At 36.0% G+C, this 20,048-nt stretch carries 17 protein-coding genes and 1 other RNA gene; 8 read left to right on the top strand and 10 right to left on the bottom strand.

Features of this window, described 5'->3' with window-relative positions:
- Nucleotides 1-97: 97 nt before the first annotated feature.
- Genes Q0X66_RS00990 through Q0X66_RS00980 form a run of 3 tightly spaced genes read right to left on the bottom strand, consistent with a single transcriptional unit; the run spans nt 98 to nt 3,111 of the window.
- Nucleotides 98-1,645, bottom strand: a complete 1,548-nt coding sequence (locus tag Q0X66_RS00990) for a hypothetical protein (protein WP_297702606.1) — start codon at nt 1,643-1,645, stop codon at nt 98-100.
- 10 nt (nt 1,646-1,655) lie between these two features.
- Entirely contained in the window at nt 1,656-2,063 is a 408-nt protein-coding gene (locus Q0X66_RS00985; RefSeq protein WP_297702605.1) for an acyl-ACP thioesterase domain-containing protein, read from the bottom strand.
- A gap of 1 nt (nt 2,064) precedes the next feature.
- Nucleotides 2,065-3,111 carry a glutaminyl-peptide cyclotransferase gene (locus Q0X66_RS00980; protein WP_297702604.1) on the bottom strand — a complete coding sequence of 349 codons (1,047 nt, stop codon included), beginning with the start codon at nt 3,109-3,111 and terminating at the stop codon, nt 2,065-2,067.
- 146 nt (nt 3,112-3,257) lie between these two features.
- On the opposite strand from Q0X66_RS00980, the gene ffs reads away from it, so the two are divergent.
- From ffs to fsa, 3 genes are all read left to right on the top strand, one after another.
- Nucleotides 3,258-3,356: signal recognition particle sRNA small type (gene ffs, locus Q0X66_RS00975), an RNA gene on the top strand.
- Nucleotides 3,357-3,479: 123 nt separating this feature from the next.
- Nucleotides 3,480-4,289 carry an SDR family oxidoreductase gene (locus Q0X66_RS00970; protein ID WP_297702603.1) on the top strand — a complete coding sequence of 270 codons (810 nt, stop codon included), beginning with the start codon at nt 3,480-3,482 and terminating at the stop codon, nt 4,287-4,289.
- Nucleotides 4,290-4,353: 64 nt separating this feature from the next.
- Entirely contained in the window at nt 4,354-5,007 is a 654-nt protein-coding gene (fsa, locus tag Q0X66_RS00965; protein WP_297702602.1) for a fructose-6-phosphate aldolase, read from the top strand.
- A 71-nt stretch (nt 5,008-5,078) separates the two neighbouring features.
- Here the strand turns inward: fsa and Q0X66_RS00960 are convergent, their stop codons facing one another.
- Complete coding sequence (locus Q0X66_RS00960) at nt 5,079-6,458, bottom strand: transaldolase (RefSeq protein WP_297702601.1); 1,380 nt, start codon at nt 6,456-6,458, stop codon at nt 5,079-5,081.
- Between the two features lie 176 nt (nt 6,459-6,634).
- Here Q0X66_RS00960 and Q0X66_RS00955 point away from each other — a divergent pair, with 176 nt between their 5' ends.
- Together Q0X66_RS00955 and Q0X66_RS00950 are read left to right on the top strand one after the other, a co-directional pair.
- The gene (locus Q0X66_RS00955; RefSeq protein WP_297702600.1) at nt 6,635-8,263 is read left to right on the top strand and encodes an ATP-binding cassette domain-containing protein; all 1,629 of its coding nucleotides are present in this window, start codon (nt 6,635-6,637) and stop codon (nt 8,261-8,263) included.
- Between the two features lie 29 nt (nt 8,264-8,292).
- On the top strand, nt 8,293-9,435 hold the full coding sequence (locus Q0X66_RS00950; RefSeq protein ID WP_297702599.1) for a hypothetical protein: 1,143 nt from the start codon (nt 8,293-8,295) through the stop codon (nt 9,433-9,435).
- A 59-nt stretch (nt 9,436-9,494) separates the two neighbouring features.
- Here Q0X66_RS00950 and Q0X66_RS00945 read toward each other — a convergent pair whose 3' ends face one another.
- Entirely contained in the window at nt 9,495-10,211 is a 717-nt protein-coding gene (locus tag Q0X66_RS00945) for a hypothetical protein (protein ID WP_297702598.1), read from the bottom strand.
- A 206-nt stretch (nt 10,212-10,417) separates the two neighbouring features.
- On the opposite strand from Q0X66_RS00945, the gene Q0X66_RS00940 reads away from it, so the two are divergent.
- Nucleotides 10,418-10,969, top strand: a complete 552-nt coding sequence (locus tag Q0X66_RS00940) for a fasciclin domain-containing protein (RefSeq protein ID WP_297702597.1) — start codon at nt 10,418-10,420, stop codon at nt 10,967-10,969.
- A 1-nt stretch (nt 10,970) separates the two neighbouring features.
- Here the strand turns inward: Q0X66_RS00940 and pheT are convergent, their stop codons facing one another.
- Nucleotides 10,971-13,397, bottom strand: coding sequence for a phenylalanine--tRNA ligase subunit beta (gene pheT, locus Q0X66_RS00935; protein WP_297702596.1), 2,427 nt, complete (start codon nt 13,395-13,397; stop codon nt 10,971-10,973).
- A 127-nt stretch (nt 13,398-13,524) separates the two neighbouring features.
- On the opposite strand from pheT, the gene Q0X66_RS00930 reads away from it, so the two are divergent.
- Nucleotides 13,525-14,745 (top strand): peroxiredoxin, encoded by a 1,221-nt coding sequence (locus tag Q0X66_RS00930; RefSeq protein ID WP_297702595.1) that lies wholly within the window; start codon nt 13,525-13,527, stop codon nt 14,743-14,745.
- Nucleotides 14,746-14,789: 44 nt separating this feature from the next.
- Here the strand turns inward: Q0X66_RS00930 and leuB are convergent, their stop codons facing one another.
- The gene (leuB, locus tag Q0X66_RS00925; protein WP_297702594.1) at nt 14,790-15,908 is read right to left on the bottom strand and encodes a 3-isopropylmalate dehydrogenase; all 1,119 of its coding nucleotides are present in this window, start codon (nt 15,906-15,908) and stop codon (nt 14,790-14,792) included.
- Nucleotides 15,909-17,081 carry a 2-isopropylmalate synthase gene (locus Q0X66_RS00920; protein WP_297702593.1) on the bottom strand — a complete coding sequence of 391 codons (1,173 nt, stop codon included), beginning with the start codon at nt 17,079-17,081 and terminating at the stop codon, nt 15,909-15,911. It abuts the gene before it with no gap.
- Nucleotides 17,082-17,226: 145 nt separating this feature from the next.
- Here Q0X66_RS00920 and Q0X66_RS00915 point away from each other — a divergent pair, with 145 nt between their 5' ends.
- Nucleotides 17,227-18,771, top strand: a complete 1,545-nt coding sequence (locus Q0X66_RS00915; protein WP_297702592.1) for a hypothetical protein — start codon at nt 17,227-17,229, stop codon at nt 18,769-18,771.
- Here Q0X66_RS00915 and Q0X66_RS00910 read toward each other — a convergent pair.
- Together Q0X66_RS00910 and Q0X66_RS00905 are read right to left on the bottom strand one after the other, a co-directional pair.
- Nucleotides 18,761-19,288, bottom strand: coding sequence for a DUF4252 domain-containing protein (locus tag Q0X66_RS00910; protein WP_297702591.1), 528 nt, complete (start codon nt 19,286-19,288; stop codon nt 18,761-18,763). The two genes, Q0X66_RS00915 and Q0X66_RS00910, sit on opposite strands and share 11 nt — an antisense overlap.
- Nucleotides 19,289-19,346: 58 nt before the next feature.
- Complete coding sequence (locus tag Q0X66_RS00905; protein ID WP_297702590.1) at nt 19,347-20,045, bottom strand: RluA family pseudouridine synthase; 699 nt, start codon at nt 20,043-20,045, stop codon at nt 19,347-19,349.
- Between the last annotated feature and the right edge of the window lie 3 nt (nt 20,046-20,048).

Genomic DNA, 20,048 nt, shown 5'->3' with positions numbered 1-20,048 from the left:
CCCTATTTTTACCATAGAATAATTAAGGTTTTTCTACATAAAGTGTTGAAAATCAATATTATTGAAAGAAAATTCTTTCAAATTTAACAACTGAAGCCTAATTCTGCTCTACAGCTATAAATTCGTAGGCCCCAATATCGGGTTCTGAAGTACGATCTGTCCCTATAATATCTAAGGGTATCTGCAATGCTGTTGCGGGGTCTGCTTTCCCAATTGCTGAAGAAGAATTACCCAGCCTGAAGTCGTTGTTTGCAGTATTCAAAAAATCAGTATCCTCATTCAGGAAAACATTGTTGTAGTACGTATCATTTTCAAAATCATAGAAGGGATCTGTATCAAATTGATTATTTGTATCCTTAAATTTAATCAGGCAATTGGTAAAAGAAAAGTCGAATGAATTTGTCTCATTAGAATTTAATGAAAGTTCAAGAAATGAATTTCCATCTACAATACAGTTTATAAAACTAGCAGTCAGGTCCTGTGCGCTTGCACTTGTATCTTCATCAGGATCATAATTACTGATTTGCAATGTGGCACCTGATCTGAAACCATTACTCCAATAATTGGCTATTGTACTATGCAGGAATGAATAATTACCACCATTCTCGCAAACTAACGAGCCGTTCCCCGCATTACCAAGAACCATATTTTCCCCGGTAATGGAGGAAGATCTTGCCCAAATATTTACGGCCAGGCTGTTATAAATCTGAGAATTACTAACGGAAAGTTTTGGTGGATTTAAAGCCGGATCGCCTTCAACCAGTAATCCCACAGAAGCATTTCTGATAGTAAGATGGTTTATGGTATTGTTAATACTTCCGGGAGCCAGCCAAATGGTTCCCCATTGCCCTGGTACCTCGGAGAACTCCGGTTCCAGGCGGTCACCCTCAAAAATTACTTCATTTTCCAAAAGAAGCGTATCCATGCTTAAATTGCCATTAACGCTAAGGGAAGCCCCTTCTCCTACGAATATTCCAGAATCTTTGTGAAAGTGGACTCTGCCGCCAGCAGCTATATTAAGCGTTTTCTCTGATTCCACCACTGCATATCCATAAATGACATAAGGTTTTTCATTGCTAAAGCTAAGTTGCTCATCGGAGAGCAGAAATCCTTCTATTCTAACTTCATTTCCTTCTTCATCCAGTCCTAAGAATAAAGTTTCCTTGGTTCCATCTGCATTTTCTGACGGATAAAGGAAAATGGCATCTTTTATCAAAGTCACCAATTGTACTTCTTGCTGTTTGGGTCCTTCATCAAAAAGGATGGCATCTGTATACAAAAATTCATTTTGGTTCAGTGTTGAAATATCAAATGTTGTTTCTATAAAAATGAATAAACTGTCTTTAGCCATCAAAGGAACATTTTCAAATTCTTTTCCGGCCACACCATCTACATTTAATCTGTAGCTGCTATTATTGCCTTGTGCCAGACGTACACTGGGGATTTGTATATCGTTATTAGATTGATTGTAGACTTTTAGAGAATACGTACTACTACCAATATTGGTAAAAACGGTATCTAAATAGACCGTATCCTTTGAAAACTCCAAATTACCACTGCTGGTATCGTATTGAAAATCTTTCCTGCAAGAGCACCAGAGAAGTGTTAAAAGTAGGATGGGTATAATAAATAACCTTTGGCGCATATCATTTTAACTAAGGATTCCTTGTCACATCTGCAAAAATAGAACGAATTTCCTCTGTAATTCGTATAGGTTTGAGTGTTTCGGGATTAAGAAGGCACCAAGTTGTTTTGGAATGGACCAAAAGAGTATTCGTGGCAGCGTTGTACATCTCAACAACCCTGGTAGAAATAGCTCCTTTTGAATTTTCAATATATGTTTTAAGAAGAATAATGTCACCTAAACCCGCGGCACTTTTATAGGTTATGTTGTGATTGAGTACTACCCAAATAAAACGTTCCTGAAGTTCTTTAGAAGTCAGGTATTGCCAATGCTCTTTGGAAATATCCTGAATCCATTGCACATAGCGGACATTGTTTACATGATTCAGGTCATCAAGATCATCAGGTTGTACAACTAAGGTTTTTTCAAAAGCCTCCATTTTATTTTTTCATGATCTTGATTTCAAAGAGTTTGTCCCAGTTTTTCCCGGTTACAAAGAACGTGCCTCTTCCCGGGTTGTAGGCCACTCCATTTAAAACATCAAGATTAGTATGTTTTTTAACTTTATTTTTCAATCCGGCCATATTAATTACTCCAACAATCGCCCCACTTTCAGCATCAATGATCATCATACTTTCCTTTTGCCAGACATTGGCATATATTTTTCCATCCACATATTCCAATTCATTAGCTTTATTGAAAATGGATTTATTGGTAACTGTTTCTATATAACTTACTTCGGTAAGTGTCTCCGGATCTAACAACCAAATTTTTTCCGTACCATCACTTTTATAAATCATTTTTCCGTCATTACAGAGTCCCCAACCTTCTTTGCTCTCCCCATATTGAAAACTATTAAGCTCTTTAAAATCCTGAAGGCGGTATACAAAACCCATTCTGCTTTGCCATGTTAGTTGGTAAAGCTTGTCATTTAAAATTGTAATTCCTTCTCCAAAATAATTTTTGGCCAGGTCCTTTTGTTGTAATATTTTACCGGTTTTAAAATCCAATTTCCTGATGAATGATTTAGCATTTCCACCACTACCGGTACTCTCATATAAAGTATCATTGTAAAATTCTAATCCCTGGGTAAATGCTTTCAAATCGTGCGGATATTCATTGACAATTTCATAAGTGTATATTTCAGGTGCTGTGCCGGAAAAAACCTTTATTTTTTTCGTTATTTCTGCCGTATTCCCTTCATATTCAATTACAGCTTTAAGCTCTTTCAGTCCTAGACGTGTTACATCGAGACTTAGTTTATCATTTTGTATTTGTAATTTTTTTCCATCGATTGAATAGCTTACGTTATCTATTGTTTTTCCTTTTTTATTCTTTATGGATACAGCTACTGGCTCATGATTTCTAAACTCATTTGTTTTACCGGCTAACTCAATTGAAAATAGCTGTTTGGGTTTTGGATCTCCTTCACAGGCCAAGAACAAAGTAGCTATTGCAAGAGGAATGAAAAACTTGATGAAATTCATAAGCGATTGTACTTCTCTGGGTTAAGATTAATGAGCCTGATATTGGAAGCTTCTCTGAGCAAAAGTATTATTTATTAAATGCTTTAGGGCTAAAATAAGAATGTAAAACGATTGTCCCAAATTTAAATTGGTCGTATATTTGCATGAGGCAAGTCCTACACGACCAGCTCCCTCTGAATCCCCCAGGGTGGGAACGCAGCAAGGGTACGAGGTTGTAGCGGTGCGATGTAGGTAGCTTGCCTTTTTTTATGCGGTTTATTTTGTGTTTTTGACACGCTCTTCCAGCTCATATAATTCTCTACTCAAGTTCTGAATATAGATTTCAGTATTTTCTTTCTCTTCTTTTTATTTGTTTATTTGCAAGGTATATGAGACAAAAAATTGTTTTGATTACCGGCGGTTCCTCAGGTATTGGCAGATCTATTGGTTTGCATCTTAAATCTAAAGGATATAAAGTGTATGGAACCACCCGTAACTTGGAGAACTATCCGGAATTTTCAGATTTTCAACTCATAGAATTAGACGTTAGAGATAATGCCAGTATTGAACTGGCTATAAATAATTTAATTGTCTCGGAAGGCTTTCTTGATGTACTTATAAATAATGCGGGAATTGGAATAACGGGGCCAATTGAGGAAACCCCGGAAGCTGAAATTAAAAAAACTTTTGACACCAATTTCCACGGACCAATTAATGTGGCCAGAGCTGTATTACCACAGATGCGAAAGCAAAATTCAGGCCTAATAATAAATATCACCTCAATAGCCGGATATATGGGATTGCCCTATAGGGGAATTTATTCTGCAAGCAAAGGAGCTTTAGAACTACTTACAGAAGCTCTGAGAATGGAGACCAAAGACTTTGGTATTAAAATTACGAACCTGGCACCCGGTGATTTTGCAACGAATATAGCAGCAGGCCGTTATCATACACCTGCAAATAGCGCTTCGCCATATTATAAATCCTATAGCAAATCATTGGCCATAATAGATGATCATGTAGAGGAAGGTCAGGATCCTATAAAGGTTGCGGAAATGGTGTTAAAAATTATTAATACAAAAAACCCAAAAGTTCATTATAAAGTAGGAAGTCCGATGCAGAAATTCTCATTGGTTTTAAAGAAAATATTGCCCGATAAAATTTATGAACGCCTGTTATTGAATCATTATAAATTGTAGTTTTGTACGCTGCATTATAAAGTAAAAACACAGCTCGCAAGAGTTGTATAAACAATAGAAAAACATGAAATTTTTTATAGATACCGCTAACTTGGATCAGATTAAAGACGCTCAGGAACTTGGCGTTTTGGATGGGGTTACTACAAATCCTTCATTAATGGCAAAGGAGGGGATCACCGGAAAAAATAATATCTTAAAACACTATGTGGATATATGCAACATTGTTGATGGTGATGTATCTGCCGAGGTAATTGCCACAGATTTGCAGGGAATGATTAAAGAAGGGGAGGCGCTGGCAGATTTACATGAACAAATTGTAGTTAAGGTTCCTATGATCCGAGATGGTGTAAAAGCACTTAAATACTTTGCAGACAAAGGCATTCGAACAAATTGCACTTTGGTTTTTTCGCCGGGACAAGCCCTTTTGGCAGCTAAGGCAGGGGCAACATATGTTTCACCGTTTATAGGAAGATTGGACGATATATCCACGGACGGATTAAACCTTATTTCAGAAATAAGGCATATTTATGACAACTATGGGTATGAAACAGAAATTTTAGCTGCCTCAATAAGACATACCATGCACATTATTGACTGTGCAAAACTAGGTGCTGATGTTATGACTGGTCCTTTATCTGCCATTGAAGGTCTGCTAAAACATCCGTTAACAGATATAGGATTAGAAAAGTTTTTAGCGGATTATAATAAGGGAAATTAATTCAAAAACTTCATTTCGGTCAAGTGCGATGAATATATATATACGTTTGTTCCTCGAAACAAACCGGCACTCTAGAAAGAGGTATAAACATTAGCAAAAGCATCTACAATTATGCCATCATTTGTAATGATACCTCTATTAGCGTCATAGATAATTAGGGTATTTGCAACTTTTTCAAAATTCTCGGTCCAAAATTGCTCGCTTTTATCTAGTTGGGCAACTTCGAGCATATTATTCCATCGACCATGTTCTGTTCTAACATTTAGACCAATAAAAGTATACTCCGGATATTTATCTTTCAATAGATCAATGCGTTTAATCATATTAGTAAAATGCCTTTTTTCTGGTGCTGACCAAAAGTAAAATACAACCTTTCTGTCCTTTCCCAGGTCCTTTATGGAAACCTTGTTACCTTCAGAATCAAATACCATGAGTTCCGGGATTTCTTTCTGAGGTTGTAAATTTCTTATTCCGTCATATAGTCCGTTAATTTCGTGTATGTGCCTATTATTACCAGATAGTTGATGAAATTCCTCAATGAAAATTTCAATATTTTCCTCCTTGTCATATTTAAGTAAATAATCCATGGCAACATTCCTGAACAAATTATCTCTAAGTTCATTTTGCTTTATTAGGCTATCTATCAACTTTAGTTTGTGTTGATTAATATGAAGTTGGTTTTTGACCATCTTTTTCTGTGTTCCACAGCCGTTTTTACAATCCATGTATGAAAGGTTGCCTAAATGATATTTCATGAAATTATAATAAGGCCGGTAATAACACAGGCCATTCTGATCATAATTTATATCGGCACGGTAGTCATAAAAATCTGGCGGAAGATCATGAATAGATTTCTCACCCTTTTTCTTTTTATGATAAAACGGATAGGCTTCTTTGAAGATGTACGAAGTATACATAATACCAGCTTTGGCTATTTCCATAGCACTATCTGAGAGCTCAGCCTCGATAGAAAGGCTGTTTAATAATTCAAGTTTTACATTTTTTAAGGAGTCTATTTTTAGTGCAAAAGCTTCAGGTTCAAGGCTATAGTACTCATAAATCAATTCTTCCTCCTCCTCATTGGACAGAAACATTTCCAAAAGAAAGTTATTTACCTGTTCATTTGTACCCGAAAAAACCAATGATTCATCAAAATCTACTGTATTTAGCCTTAATTGTAAACTATCACCTCGCTCTAATATCACGTACTGCTCTTCCGGAAAGTGGTAAAAATGATGAAGACCCTCATCTACTGAATCCAATTTAAAGGAAAATCTATTATTCTCATCAAGACGTGCTGTATCTAAAACCACACCACCTTTAAACAGAACAAGATACTCGCTGTTAGGATTTACAATTTCCCCGCCAAAATAAACCGTTGGAGATTTCTTTTCTTCGGTATTACAAGCTGCCAGTAAGAAAATAATAAAATATAGTAAAGTTTTATTCATATAATTTTCGCTTCCTACAGTATACAAAACTAGTCAAACCAATAGGCTGAAGCTGTTAAGGCACAGTTAAAAGTTCACAATCATTGTTAATTGGGAAAGCCTATTATTCGTATGGAGGATTATTGCTACTTAGGATTATTTTTCACTATTTTTGCAAAAATTTTAAAAATAGAAGTATGCTATCTGTTTCCAATTTATCAGTTCAATTTGGTAAAAGAATACTTTTTGATGAAGTAAATGTTAGTTTCACACAAGGCAACTGTTATGGTATCATTGGTGCCAATGGCGCAGGGAAATCTACTTTTTTAAAAATACTCTCAGGTGAAATTGACCCAACCTCAGGTAAGGTGAACCTTGAACCGGGCAGGCGTATGTCTGTTTTAGAACAAAACCATAATGCCTATGATGATATAGCAGTTCTTGAAACTGTAGTTATGGGTGACAAACCATTGTATAAAATTAAAAAAGAAATAGATGCTCTTTATGCCGACTATAGTGATGAAAATGCGGATAGAATTGGAGAGCTACAGGTAACCTTTGAAGAAATGAATGGCTGGAACGCTGATAGTGATGCAGCTACCTTGTTATCAAATTTAGGAATTCCGGAGATATTGCATTTTACCTTAATGTCTGAACTGGATTCAAAATTAAAAGTTCGTGTTCTCTTAGCACAGGCCTTATTTGGCAATCCTGATGTTTTAATTATGGATGAGCCCACTAATGATTTGGACTATGAAACCATTACATGGTTAGAAAATTTCCTGGCTTCCTATGATAATACGGTTATTGTAGTATCACATGACCGCCATTTTTTAGATGCCGTTTGTACTAATATTTCAGATATAGATTTTGGTAAAATGAATTCCTTTTCCGGAAATTACTCCTTTTGGTATGAGAGCAGTCAATTGGCAGCAAGGCAAAGGGCACAACAAAACAAAAAAGCAGAAGACAAGGCCAAAGAATTACAAGAGTTTATTTTAAGATTTAGTGCCAATGTCGCTAAAAGCAAGCAGGCAACCTCAAGAAAAAAAATGTTGTCGAAACTTAAGATTGAGGACATCAAACCGTCGAGTAGGAGATACCCCGCAATAATTTTTGAACAGGAACGGCAAGCCGGTGACCAAATTTTGAATATTGAAAATTTAGCTGCAAGTTCTGAGGATGGCGAATTATTGTTCCAAAATTTAAATCTGAATTTAGCTAAAGGAGATAAAGTGACCATTTTGTCCAGAGATTCCAGGGCGACAACTGCTTTTTATGAAATTATAAACGGCAAAAGAAAAGCCGATAGAGGTACATATCACTGGGGAATTACAACTGCGCAATCCTATTTGCCTGCTGATAATTCTGATTATTTCAACGAAAATTTGAATTTGGTGGATTGGTTGCGGCAATGGGCCAAAACCGAAGAGGAAAGAGAGGAAGTATATATTCGTGGTTTTTTGGGTAAAATGTTGTTTAGCGGGGAAGAAGCACTAAAAAAGTGTACAGTTCTTTCTGGTGGTGAAAAAGTGCGATGTATGCTTAGTAGAATGATGATGATCAGGGCTAATGTACTGATGTTAGACGAACCTACCAACCACCTTGATCTTGAAAGTATAACAGCCTTTAACAATTCGCTCAATAATTTTAAGGGTACAGTTATATTTACTACTCATGACCATCAATTCGCTCAAACCGTGGCAAATAGGATCGTAGAATTGACTCCAAAAGATACTATAGACAGATATTTAACGTTTGATGAATATATGTCCGACAAGGCTATAAGGGAACAACGTGATAAAATGTATGCAATACCCGTGTAGCTGAATAGGACCTCCCAAATCCTAATGCTATGCAAACCTTTAGAATTTACTTTCTATTGTTGGCCTTTTTTATGATGGGGTGCAGCGATGATACCGGGGAAGATCAGAATACAAATGAAGATTTTCCGAATGTTGATGCCGATTATTCACTATTGGTGAAATCTAATGAAGTCCTATCGCTTACTAGTTTAGATGCCGATGCCGAGACTATCTATTTAGATCCGGGGATAAGTGAATTTGAAGCTATTTCCTCCCTCGCAGTTACTTACAGAGAAGGAAATGAAATAAGTATTTTTAATTCTCAAACGGATTGTTCAGGCAGAATTTCTTTATATGATTTTAAAAATGACGCTTTACAAAAAACGGTTGTTTTTGATGATTTGGAAAATTGCGATCTTATTGTTCGGGCACTTGCGCATTCAGGAAATAACTTCTATGTTGGGTATGAGGTTCCCGGTGGAGGAGCCAAAGAGACGCTTTATTATATTCGAATAATTGATACTTCAATTTCAGAGCCGGAATTTGTTGATATTGAACTGGATAAAAGACCTTTACAGGCAGTTTTTTCAAATAATCAGGTATTTATTTTATCAGAGGATTTAGAAGATGATAATAAAAATTCCTTGATAGTTCTTGATGCCGGGATTGAAGAATTAGTAGCTGATATAAATCTCGGATTTGAGGTACAAAGAATTTTTAAATCCGATGATGGTAATATAACAGTCAGTTATGCTGATTTACATTCTTTTATTAGCAGTTCTACAATGGCAATAACTGCAACTATTCGTTATGAAGAAGGTAAGGAACCCAGATTCGGAGATGCTGAGTCTTCCTATTATGATGACTTAGGAAATCTGTATTATTCAATGCCTACGAATTTTTCCGGGACTTCATATCCAAATATTCCTGCTGTTTATGATTTTGAAAATAATACTGCAATTCTTTATTACTATGAGAATTTTTTATCAGAGCAGGAACAATTAATTGATTTCGAAATTGGTGATACCAGCATGGTATCTTATGATGCCAAAAACAACCTTATATTAATTGGATATCAGAAATCAGGAGATCCCGATAAAGGGGGACTATTGCGCATCAGACCTATTCCCAACCCTGCATTTATTGATAATATAGATCTGGATGGTGTTCCTTTTCAAATGTATACCAACTAATTTGCCACTATAGCAAAAAGTGAACACTTACATGATATGATTTTTGCCAGTATCTAGGTTCAGGCATTAAAATATTTACTATTCCAAATAGCGGGATTAAAATTCTTACCCAAAGCGAACCCATAGAAAATAACTACGGCTGCTATAGATTTAAACATAAAAAAGAATAGTATCATAAATTCCATTTGCGAATTTGATTTGGAAAAAAGGCCGTCAGGAATAAAGAGTGTAGCTAGCCAACTAATCAAAACTATAAGTAATGTAAGGTTGACAATATTCTTAAATGGCCAAACCAGAATTCTACGCAATGGATGCAAATCATTACCCCATTTATCAATTAAATAAAAATATCCATTGCCAATAGGGGCAAACAATAGGGGATCATCCTTATCTGCTAATTTGAAAAGTTTTGACGGGGCGACAATTTTAAAGCCTTCAATTTCAATATTATGCTTTTGTTCCAGCAGTTTTATCTTATCAATGGTTTTATCCGGAATCTGACCTTTAAAATATTTTGAGTCAAGAAAACGAAGTCTGTAATTAATGCAGATTTCTTTTATTTGATCAATGTGAAAAATCCGATCTGTTTCTAAAAGATCAAAATTGAAATTATTTTCTGCGCTTTTGGCGTTACCGGATATTTTTTTTAGAATTTTCCCTTCTTTTCCGGTAGATTTCTGCAAGAGCAAATAAACTTCGTTAATTAGTTGTTCTTCGGAGAACTGAAGTTTGGATTTATAGAGTTGCTCCCGAATATTTGTGGGTTTTAATAACATAATAGGTTCCTTTTTTTAGCAATTGACTCAAAAATAATGAATTGAACTTGTGAAACAAATTCTGTTTAAGATTTAGACGTAGTTAATATTTTGTTAAATTCTATCAAATGCATTTTCACTAATATGATTGTGTCCGCCATAATTGTATCTTGTCGACATTGCTGTACCGTTCATCGATAATAACGAATAATTTAAATTAGATACCCATGAAGTTTTTGGCAACCCCCCTAAGCCTACTTACCTTATTGACCTGTATTACGACTTTTTCTCAAACTTCCCTGGCTGTTGTAAATAATGATCTTTTAAACAAAACAATAATTCGGAGTACTGAGGAATCTCAAATTCACAAAATACTCCTTGCTGCCGTCAAAGCTGCAGATCTTGAGGAAACGCTCGCTGGTGACGGTCCATTTACTGTTTTTGCTCCTTCGGATAGAGCCTTTGAGAAAATGTCTTCGGATAAAATAGCTGCACTATTAAGACCAGAAAATAAAAGAGCCTTACAATCTTTTGTTACTTATCATATCGTTGCCGGTAACTTTACAGCTTCTAAAATTTTAAAGGAAATGTGCAGGGGTAAAGGTATTGCCAGTTTAACTACGGTTCAGGGTAATGAGCTATTAGCCACGATGGACGGTCTGGATATTATTTTAACCGATTGTTTTGGAAATATAGCCAGGATTACCTCTGCGGATGCCAATCAGAGTAATGGAGTTATCCACGTAATTGACAGTGTTATTTTACCAAATCAATTGTAAGCTAGCGTAACTCTGCACCTAACTCTTTTTCAAAGCGCAGCTGCAGTTTTTTCATAATCTTTTCGATCTGCTTGTCCGTTAATGTTTTACGGGTGTCCCCAATAGTAAATCCTACGGCGTATGATTTTTTTTCCGGAGGAATATTTTTTCCGGTATAAACGTCAAAAAGAGTAATATTTTTCAGTAGATTTCTTTCCGTATCATAGGCAATAGTTTTGATTTCATCGAATGTTATACCCTTGTCCAATAATAAAGCTAAATCTCTTTTAACCTCAGGAAATCTCGGAATCTTCTCAAATATTATTTCGTTCTTGTTTATGATTTCTGATAATGTGTCCCAATTAAAATCGGCGTAAAAGACTTCTTGTTTAATATCAAATTCTTTTAAAATAGTTTTTTGAACCATTCCAAAGGATACTAATTCGCTTTTACTTTTTTTCAGGCTGAGGCCTTCAATGAAAATGTCATTCTGCTCGGAAAAAGATTCGTAATTAGAAATACCAAGGCGATCTAAAATCAATTCAACAGCTGCTTTTAGAAAATAGAAATCTGTGGGCCTGGAAGATGAGATCCAGCTGTTTTCATTTCGGGTACCAGTGACAATTAACGATAAGTGCTTAGTTTCTATATAATCTGATTTCGAGTTCTGGTAAGTTTTCCCAAATTCGAAAAAATTCAGGTTCTGTTTTTTTCTGTTAATATTATAAGCCACTGTTTCTAATGCTGAAAATAGCATGGTTTGTCTTAAAACTGACAAATCTGTACTTAACGGATTTAACATGGCAACCCCGGATTCTTCAGAATTATTTCCCAGAAATTTGTCATAATTAGGACTGGTAAGACTATTCGTCAAAATTTCATAAAAACCTCTCGAAGCCAGCATGTCGCCAATTAGTTTTTCGAGTTTATGATCTTCAAATCTTGTACTGGAAGCAATAGAAGCATTCAGCTTTTCTTTGAAATCAATATTGTTATATCCGTAAACTCTTAAAATTTCTTCAATTACATCAACTTCTCTTTGTACATCTACCCTGTAAAATGGAATGAGAAGCCCTAATCCGGATTCGGTAGAATTTTTAACCTGGATATCCAGGGATGCCAAAATAGACTTAATAGTATCGGCGGGTATTTTTTGACCTATTAAGGTGTCAATTCTTTCGAAAGAAAGAAATACCTGATAGTCATCTTTCTTTCGGGGATAAAGATCTACGACGTCCGAAGTAATATCTCCTCCGGTGATCTCTCTTATCAACAAAGCTGCTCTGCGCAAGCAGTATTCGGTACTATTTATATCAACACCTCTTTCGAAACGAAAAGATGCGTCTGTATTTAATCCGTGCCGTTTGGCTGTTTTCCTAATTGAAACTGGATCAAAATAGGCACTTTCAAGAAATATTGATTTGGTATTTTCAGTTACGCCCGTATTAATTCCTCCAAAAACTCCGGCAATACACATTGGTTTCTCATCATCACATATCATCAAATCCTCTTCATGCAATATCCGTTCCTCACCGTCAAGGGTCATAAATTTAGTTCCGGATGTTAAAGTTTTTACGACAATCTTTTTTCCAGAAATCCTATCGGCATCAAATGCATGCAAGGGTTGACCCAATTCATGTAGTACGTAATTAGTGGCATCTACGACATTATTAATAGGGCTAATTCCAATTGCCCGTAATCTGTTTTTTAACCAGTCCGGTGAGGGCTGAACAATAAGATTACTAAGTGTTACGCCACAATACCTCGGTGCCAGGTCATTATTTTCAACCTCAACATCTATTTTTAACGATCTGTTTTCAACATTAAAATTACTTGCGGATGGAGTAATAAGTTCTGTTTGAATATCTCTCTGATTAAGCCCAGCTTTCAGATCCCTCGCCACTCCATGATGACTCATAGCGTCAGCCCTGTTTGGTGTTAAACCGATTTCAAAGACTTCATCTTCCTCTATTTCAAATACTTCAGAACAAGCCGTTCCCGGTTTGAGTGTTTCACTTAAAACCATTATGCCTTCATGGCTTTGGCCTAAACCTAACTCATCTTCTGCACAAATCATTCCATGACTCTCAACTCCCCGAATCTTTCCTTTCTTAATTACCAGGGTCTTTCCATCATTGGCATATAGGGTAGAACCTATCGTGGCCACTGGTACCATTTGCCCCTCCTCCACGTTTGGTGCGCCACAAACTATCTGAACAGGTTTTTCTAAACCAATATCAACTGTAGTGAGCTTTAACCTATCTGCATCAGGATGCTTTTCACAGCTCAGGACATGGCCTACTACCACACCCTTTAAAGAGCCGGGAATAGACTCGAATTGGGATATACCTTCTACTTCAAGTCCTAAGTTGGTTAGAAGTTCCCCTGTTTTTTCTGCTTCCCAGTCGAGCTTAAGAAACTGTTTTAACCAGTTATAGGAAATTTTCATTGGCTAGTTTTAGCCTTCAAAGATAAAACAAAGGTCTTATACATTCAATATACAAGAGGCCGAATAGCTTTATTTTTTAATAAAGGATTTTAATCGTTATTTCGCATCTAATATTAGAACCAATCCAATGAGAAGATTTTACTATTTTTCCCTTACATTTTTAACTTTATTTGCATGCAAAAACCAGGAAAGTGAACTGCCCAGAGAAGGTATGTGGTTAGCTCAATTGGAAGTGATGGATAAAGAGCGTCTTCCTTTTAATTTTAATTTAAAAAAGGGTGAATCAGGATATGTAATGGACGTTTATAATGCCGGAGAAACTATTCGGGTCGATGAGATTGAAATACATAATGACAGCATAAAAATTAAAATGCCCGCATTTGAAGGCTATATCTTGGGATCTTTTAATGATTCGGTTATAAACGGCAAATTTATAATAGAAAGCCTTGATAGAATTGTGCCATTTCATGCAGTATTTGGTGATAGCAATAGATTTCATAGTTCAGCAAATGCCAGGGTAAATGTTTCCGGGATATGGGAAACCAAATTTAGTCCGGATTCCGAAGATGAGTACCTGGCCAAGGGTATTTTCTCACAGCAAATCAACAAGGTTAGTGGTACTTTTAGAACAAACACGGGTGATTATAGATATTTAGAAGGGATAGTCGACGGGGATAGTTTGAAGCTCTCAACTTTTGATGGTGCTCACGCTTTTTTGTTTACAGCTAAGGCCACAGATAGTAGTTTAAGTGGTTCGTTTTATTCCGGAAATCATTTTAAAGAGCCTTTTATCGCCTACAGGAATGAAGAATTTCAATTAGCTGACGAAGAATCTCTAACTTTTTTGAATGAGGGATATGAAGAATTCCAGTTTTCGTTTCCAAATACCGATGACACCCTAATTTCACTCGAAGACCCCAGATTTAAGGAAAAAGTTGTAGTCGTTCAAATTATGGGAACCTGGTGTCCAAATTGTCTTGATGAAACAAAATTTTTATCAGATTACGTAAAAACCAAAAAACAAGATAATTTTGAAGTGGTTGCCCTGGCCTTTGAGTATGCGAAGACCAAAGACCTGGCTTTTGAGGGGATCGAAAGACTAAAAAATAGAGTAGGGGTGCCTTATCCAATTCTTCTGGCACAATATGCCAGTTCCAGCAAAAGCAAAGCAAACGAAAAACTTCCAATGTTAAATCATATTATTTCATACCCCACGACAATCTTTATTGATAATAAGGGAAAGGTAAGGAAGATTCATACTGGATTTAACGGTCCGGCCACAGGCCAAAAGTATATTGATTTTAAGAAAGATTTTGATCAATATATTGAGTTGCTGCTAAGCGAATAGTACAATCTTCAAATTTGAATGTCTGGGACCTGGATAAGGTTCTTTTAGATTATAGTAGATTTACCCAACCAAATATTCTCCCGGTTGATGGTAAGATGATCATCTGATTCCCTGATATTACTGGAAATAAAGTCGCCAACATAATTTGTCCCATACTTGCTGTTTTTATCCAAATCGGGAGTGACAATTTCATTTTTCATTGATTTCAGGACAGCTATCACAACTGCTCTGGACTCTTCATCCAGGTTAAAATGGTCTAGGAGCATTGCCGCTGATAAAATTGAGGCAATAGGGTTGGCAATATCTTTATCTTTCGCCAGGGGGTAAGACCCATGTATAGGCTCAAAAAGTGCATTGTCCTCTCCCACAGAAGCAGAAGGTAATAGTCCGATTGAACCACCAATTGCGCTACCCTCATCTGACAGGATATCGCCAAACATATTTCCGGTAAGAATTACATCAAACTGGCTGGGATTAAGTATAAGTTGCATTGCGGCATTATCAATAAACAAAAATTCCAGAGTAATTTCCGGATAACTTTCGCCGATTTTTGAAACTACTTTTCTCCAAAGCCTTGAGGATTCAAGAACATTTGCCTTGTCTACCAGTGTTAATTTCTTTTTTCTTGTTTTGGCTGCTTTGAATGCCAAATGAGCAATGCGACTAATTTCCGCTTCAGAATAAGTACATAGGTCAGAAGCGACAGTGCCATCTTTGCTCAAGTTCTTCTCACCAAAATAAATTCCTCCAATTAGCTCACGGTAAATTACAAAATCAGTACCACGTATATTTTTTTTCTTTAGTGGTGATTTATCAATAAGGGAGGGAAATACTTTTACAGGTCGAATATTGCAAAATAGCCCCAACTCTTTCCTTAGCTTTAATAGCCCTTGTTCGGGCCTGATTTGAGCATTGGGGTCATTGTCATACTTTGGGTCACCTATTGCCCCGAACAATACGGCATCTGAATCTTTGCATAATTGCAGGGTGGCATCAGGAAGTGGGTTTCCGGTATTAGCAATAGCCATGGCCCCAACTATTGCTTCGGTAAACTTAAATTGGTGGCCAAAAGTCTCCGCAACGGCTTGAAGGCACTTAACGGCTTGAGCAGTAACCTCTGGTCCTATGCCGTCACCGGGCAAAAGTGCAATTGTAAGATTCATTTATGCGATACTTTCAATATTTATGGGGCTTACTTCAATAATTTGATGGATATCATTATCGACGACTTCTTTTTTCTGGTCTGCAAATTTCAAAAATTCTATATAAACACTATCCAATTGTACTTTTGTGAGTTCATAACCAACTTTTTTAGCCCGATATGCCAATGCCGCTCTACCACTTCTTGCTGTAAGTACAATGGAGGATTCGTTAACACCAACATCCTCGGGATCCATAATTTCGTATGTTTCTCGTTTTTTTATCACTCCATCCTGATGGATACCTGAACTATGCGCAAAGGCATTTGAACCAACAATAGCCTTATTGGGTTGTACTACCATCCCCATTTTATGTGAAACCATTTGGCTGGTACTGTATAATAATTTAGTGTTTATATTCGTATCCAGATTAAGATCCGGGTGTTGTTTTAGTATCATCACAACTTCTTCAAGTGAAGTATTTCCTGCCCTCTCGCCAATACCATTAATTGTACATTCTATCTGTCTGGCTCCATTTATAACACCTGCAATTGAATTTGCTGTGGCCAGTCCCAAATCATTATGACAGTGACAAGAAAGCCTTGCTTTGTCAATTCCTTTGACATTTTCTCTTAGATATTTCATTTTTGCGCCATATTCCTCGGGAAGACAATATCCGGTAGTATCTGGTATATTTAGTACGGTAGCGCCAGCCTTAATAACAGCTTCGCATACGCGTGCCAGGTATTCATTATCCGTTCTTCCTGCATCCTCTGCGTAAAATTCAATATCTTCCACAAAAGTTTTTGCATACTTAACGGCATCAACTGCTCTTTCCAGTATTTTCTCCCTTGTTGAATTAAATTTGAATTTTATATGTGAATCAGAAGTGCCAATTCCGGTGTGAATTCTAGGTTTTCTTGCATGTTTCAGAGCTTCGGCAGCAACTTCGATATCTTTTCTAACAGATCTCGTCAAGCCACAGACCGTTGCTTCCTTCACAATTTTTGCAATTTCATTAACAGATTTGAAATCACCTGGACTCGAAATGGGAAATCCAGCCTCTATAATGTCAACCCCCAATATGTCGAGTCGCTCAGCAATAACAAGCTTCTGTTTGGAATCCAGTTTACAACCCGGAACCTGCTCACCATCCCTGAGTGTTGTATCAAAAATGTCTACCTTATCTTTAGTCATTATTTTTGCATAATTTTAGTCACTATACGAATATATAGTTAGCAATGCGAACAGCTTTGTTACCCTTGATTCATTTACAACGTTAATTTACTTTTTAGTAATCATAAAGTACTGAATAACAGCTATATAAATAATATATTTTACGATGACAAATGCCCATAAAGATGCATTGTTTGTTTTAGTCAAATCTCTTTCTAAATCTGAAAAGCGACAATTTAAGCTTTATGTGGGTCGCCTTGGAGTAAATACAGATGCCAAATTTCTTGCACTTTTTAATTTACTTGATAAACTTAAGACTTATGATGAAAGTGTAATTTTAGAGAGTGGGATCGTTAAAAAAACACAGCTATCTAATCTAAAAGCGCATTTGTACAAACAGATTTTGGTTAGTTTAAGATTAAATCCCGTAAACCAAAATATTAGAGTTCAGATAAGGGAACAATTAGACTTCGCCACTATCCTGTATCAAAAAGGTTTGTACAAGCAAAGTCTGAAAATATTGGATAAAGTTAAAGGTATAGCTATAGATAATGAAGAGAAAAATATCGCCTATGAAATAGTGGAATTAGAAAAAATTATAGAAACACAATATATTACCAGGAGTATTCCGGATAGAGCTGATGAACTGGTTAAACAGGCCAGGAAATTATCAGAGCAAAATGTTACGACCAGCAAACTTTCAAATCTATCCCTTCAGCTATATGGAATGATGTTAAAAGTAGGCTATGTAAGAAATGATGAAGACCTCGGCCGTGTAAGACATTATTTTGCAGAGCATTTACCTGAATATAAAATAGAAGATCTTGGTTTTAGAGAAAGATTATGGCTTTACAAGGCGCATTTATGGTATAGCTTTTTGATACAGGACTTCTTATCATGTTATAAATATTCAAGTAAATGGGTAGATCTGTTCTATGAGAATTCAAAAATGATTTACTTAAATCCTGTTTTCTTTTTGAAGGGAAATCATTATTTATTAGAATCGTTGTTTTTTGTAAAATACAGCTCTCAATTTAAAAAGACACTTGAAAAAATGGAGTCTATTGTTGGTGACAAGGACTTTTCTAAAAATGATAATATATCATCCTTGGCGTTCCTTTATATATATTCAAATAAGTTAAACCTTCATTTCCTGGAAGGCACCTTTGATAAGGGATTGTATCTGGTTAAAATAATTGAGTACGGTATTACGAAACACAGCGATCGCATTGACCCTCATCATATAATGATATTTTATTATAAAATTGCTTGTCTGTATTTTGGAATTGGAGATAACAAAACCTGCATAAAATATTTAAAGAAGATTATAGATAATAAAAACCTAAAGATGCGTGAAGATCTTATGTGTTTTGCACGAGTTTTAAGTTTGGTGGCGCATTATGAAGCAGGCATGGATTACCACCTTGAAATTCAGTTGAAGAGCACTTATAAATTTTTACTCAAGATGAATGATCTTGGAGCAGTCCAAAAAGAAATGATCAAGTTTTTACGGAAGTTAGGTGATATTTATCCCCATGAATTAAAGGCAGAATTTCAAAGTTTATATGATGAATTGAAAAAGTATGAGGATCATCCTTATGAAAAGCGCGCTTTTCTTTATTTAGATATTCTCTCCTGGCTGGAAAGTCATTTGCAAAACAAACCTGTTGGGCAAATTATCCGAGAGAAGGCGTTGAAGATTACTCGTTGACTTCCTCAGGGGGTAACATATTAAAATCTTGAACCAGTTTACCGGGTAATTCATTAAACTCGCTATTTTTTGCCATCTCACGTACTTTAACAGGGTCAAAATTACCATTAAAGTACAGGAAAGAACCACGTACGGTATTATTGTTATAAATCAGTATTTCCTTGACTGCGTTACGTTTCTCACGAATTGAAATCACATTTCTCTTTAACTCATCATTTTTGCGAAACACTTCAATAAATGAATTTCCGGTAATGGAATTCATTTGATTGTTTAAATATTGAGTTCGTTCCGGGGTAGTACTTGGGAATTGCATATAACGCAAATCTCTGGTGTTTCCAATAAGCGACTTCATTTCAGGAGAAATATTGGAGAGGAGTGTAAGCATAAATTGCGGCACGCGAATAGCAGTCACCTGACTGTCATCTTTATGGGCATTGTAGAAAGCATCAATGGAGTTATAGCTTCCGCAACCGGCAACGAGCAAAATTAAAATGAGAATACTAAGTTTCTTAAACATAACAGGCCTTTTAAAAATTTAACGCATTTATACTGGGGCTTTTAAAAGTAATGAAAATTCATGAACAAGCATCCCATATTGGATCTTCGATGGTTGGTGCCATTAAAGATATAGGCTTCTTCCCAACAGGATGTAAAAATTCTATGCTTCGGGCATGCAAATGGATACTTCCGTTTTTATTACTACGGTCAAAACCATATTTTAAATCTCCTTTAATTGGGCACTTAATAGCTGCAAGTTGTGCCCGGATCTGATGATGCCTTCCCGTTTTTAAATCGATTTCCAATAAATAATAATTGTTGAGCTTCTTTAAAATTTGATAATCTAAAATGGCCTTTTTACTATTGGGAACTTCTTTAATATGAGCATAGGACTTATTCTGTTTCGTGTTTCTTAACATCCAGTGTTCAAGTGTGCCTTGTTCTCTTTTTGGTTTATTTTTTACAATAGCCCAATATGTTTTTTTAGCTAACTTTTGTGAAAATAATTCGTTTAATCTGGTAAGCGCCTTTGAGGTGCGTGCAAATACAACCAGGCCAGAGGTGGGTCTGTCTATCCGGTGAACTACACCTAAAAAAACTTTCCCCGGTTTATTATACTTTTTTTTAACGTATTGCTTTACAATTTCACTTAATGGTACATCCCCTGTTTTGTCTCCCTGGACAATATCGCCTGGTCTTTTGTTAACGACAATAATATGGTTATCCTCATATAATACCTGAAGATTCTGGGGATTGGTCTTGGTTCTAGTATCCACAAA

Origin of the sequence: uncultured Eudoraea sp. (genome assembly GCF_947260015.1) — a bacterium.
Classification (GTDB): Bacteria; Bacteroidota; Bacteroidia; order Flavobacteriales; family Flavobacteriaceae; genus Eudoraea.
This window is presented reverse-complemented; position numbering and strand designations above follow the sequence as displayed.

Bases quoted from the DNA above. Each gene is read 5' to 3' on its own strand.
- Q0X66_RS00990 (WP_297702606.1), bottom strand. From the start codon at position 1,645: ATGCGCCAAAGGTTATTTATTATACCCATCCTACTTTTAACACTTCTC.
- Q0X66_RS00985 (WP_297702605.1), bottom strand. From the start codon at position 2,063: ATGGAGGCTTTTGAAAAAACCTTAGTTGTACAACCTGATGATCTTGAT.
- Q0X66_RS00980 (WP_297702604.1), bottom strand. From the start codon at position 3,111: ATGAATTTCATCAAGTTTTTCATTCCTCTTGCAATAGCTACTTTGTTC.
- Q0X66_RS00970 (WP_297702603.1), top strand. From the start codon at position 3,480: ATGAGACAAAAAATTGTTTTGATTACCGGCGGTTCCTCAGGTATTGGC.
- fsa (WP_297702602.1), top strand. From the start codon at position 4,354: ATGAAATTTTTTATAGATACCGCTAACTTGGATCAGATTAAAGACGCT.
- Q0X66_RS00960 (WP_297702601.1), bottom strand. From the start codon at position 6,458: ATGAATAAAACTTTACTATATTTTATTATTTTCTTACTGGCAGCTTGT.
- Q0X66_RS00955 (WP_297702600.1), top strand. From the start codon at position 6,635: ATGCTATCTGTTTCCAATTTATCAGTTCAATTTGGTAAAAGAATACTT.
- Q0X66_RS00950 (WP_297702599.1), top strand. From the start codon at position 8,293: ATGCAAACCTTTAGAATTTACTTTCTATTGTTGGCCTTTTTTATGATG.
- Q0X66_RS00945 (WP_297702598.1), bottom strand. From the start codon at position 10,211: ATGTTATTAAAACCCACAAATATTCGGGAGCAACTCTATAAATCCAAA.
- Q0X66_RS00940 (WP_297702597.1), top strand. From the start codon at position 10,418: ATGAAGTTTTTGGCAACCCCCCTAAGCCTACTTACCTTATTGACCTGT.
- pheT (WP_297702596.1), bottom strand. From the start codon at position 13,397: ATGAAAATTTCCTATAACTGGTTAAAACAGTTTCTTAAGCTCGACTGG.
- Q0X66_RS00930 (WP_297702595.1), top strand. From the start codon at position 13,525: ATGAGAAGATTTTACTATTTTTCCCTTACATTTTTAACTTTATTTGCA.
- leuB (WP_297702594.1), bottom strand. From the start codon at position 15,908: ATGAATCTTACAATTGCACTTTTGCCCGGTGACGGCATAGGACCAGAG.
- Q0X66_RS00920 (WP_297702593.1), bottom strand. From the start codon at position 17,081: ATGACTAAAGATAAGGTAGACATTTTTGATACAACACTCAGGGATGGT.
- Q0X66_RS00915 (WP_297702592.1), top strand. From the start codon at position 17,227: ATGACAAATGCCCATAAAGATGCATTGTTTGTTTTAGTCAAATCTCTT.
- Q0X66_RS00910 (WP_297702591.1), bottom strand. From the start codon at position 19,288: ATGTTTAAGAAACTTAGTATTCTCATTTTAATTTTGCTCGTTGCCGGT.